Below are 1571 nucleotides of genomic sequence, written 5' to 3' on the forward strand. Positions count from 1 at the left end.
CTTTTCCTTTGGTTCGCATGGTCGGCCTGGGAGAGTGCGGGACGCATGCGATCGTCGGTGCTGGAGCTTGTCAAGTTTTCTGTGTAAGTGATGGCAAATGGATGGTTAGTTGATGTGCTGGCTGATGCGGTCGGGGTAGTGCAGGACGAGGGCGCCGAGGGCTTGTTTCCAGCCGTGGACGATGGCGCCTTCGACCAGGCGTGCGGGGGCGGTGCGTTGATTGGGTGGTAGGCCTTTCTGCTTCTCGCGTTGGCGGGCGCGTTTGTCCTCGATATCGCGGATCGCCAGCCAGAGCAGCTTGATCACCGCGTCGTCGGTCGGGAAGTGCCCGCGGTTCTTGATGATCTTGCGGAGCTGGTAGTTGAGCGACTCGATCGAGTTCGTGGTGTAGATGATCTTGCGGAGTTCGGGTGGGAACGCCAGGAACGGGATGAACCGCTCCCAGGCGTTCTCCCAGGTCGACACCGTGGCCGGATACTTACGGCCCAGCTCGGAGCTGGCGAAGTCGGCAAGCTCGACCTGCGCGGCCTCGACCGTGGGCGCGGTGTAGATCGGCCGCAGCGCGGCGGCGACCTTCCTGCGGTCGGAGTAGGACACGAACCGCATCGCCGCCCGGATCAGATGCACCGTGCAGGTCTGCACCGTGCTCTGCGGCCAGGTCGCCTCGATCGCCTCCGGGAACCCGGTCAGCCCATCACAGCAGACGATCAGCACGTCACGGACCCCGCGATTGCGCAGCTCGGCGCAGACCCCGGCCCAGAACTTCGCGTCCTCGGTGGCCTGCACCCAGATCCCGAGCACGTGCTTGACGCCGTCCAGGTCGACCCCGACGGCGATGTGCGCGGCCTTGTTGCGCACCTGGTGGCCGTCGCGGACCTTCACCACCAGCGCGTCGAGATAGATGATCGGGTAGATCTCCTCCAGCGGCCTGGACTGCCAGGCCTTGACCTCCTCGAGCACCGCGTCGGTGATCGTGGAGATCGTGTCGTGTGACAGGTCGGTGCCCAGCGTGCGGGCCAGGTGGTGCTGGATGTCGCGCACCGTCATGCCACCCGCATACAGCGAGATGATCATGTCGTCCAGGCCGCCGGCCCGCCGCGCGCCCTTCGGGACGAGCCGGGGCTCGAACGTGCCGGCCCGGTCACGGGGCACCGACAGGGCCACATCCCCCACCTCGGTCGCCACGGTCTTACCGGTCACGCCGTTGCGCGAGTTACCCGACCCACGACCGGCCGGATCTCCTTTGACATAGCCGAGATGCCCGGTCATCTCGGCCTGCAGACCGCGCTCGAGCACGGTCTTGACCAGCTCGGGCAGGAACCCGCCCTCACCGGTCAGGGTCAACCCGCCCGCATCCACCTTGGACATCAACTGGTCCAGCAGACCAGCCTCGATCATCTCGTTGATCGTCTCACGCGCCGGCGACTGATCATCGGTCATGGTCACCTGTGTACTCCTTCAACAACAGTTGATCTCATACACAGAACATCTGACACGCCCCGGTGCCGCTCGGAACATGGCACACCGGCGAGCAAACACTTGTCCCGCAACTGCTCCCCGACATCGAACCG

At 65.1% G+C, this 1571-nt stretch carries 1 protein-coding gene; it reads right to left on the reverse strand.

Translation table 11 applies throughout. The features are described 5' to 3' along the window. Positions 1 to 105 precede the first annotated feature (105 nt). Positions 106 to 1440: an IS256 family transposase gene (locus L324_RS06515; RefSeq protein WP_051173692.1), complete on the reverse strand. Its 1335-nt coding sequence runs from the start codon at positions 1438 to 1440 to the stop codon at positions 106 to 108. Positions 1441 to 1571 lie beyond the last annotated feature (131 nt).

Origin of the sequence: Amycolatopsis orientalis DSM 40040 = KCTC 9412, from assembly GCF_000478275.1 — a bacterium.
In the GTDB taxonomy this organism is placed as follows: domain Bacteria; phylum Actinomycetota; class Actinomycetes; order Mycobacteriales; family Pseudonocardiaceae; genus Amycolatopsis; species Amycolatopsis orientalis.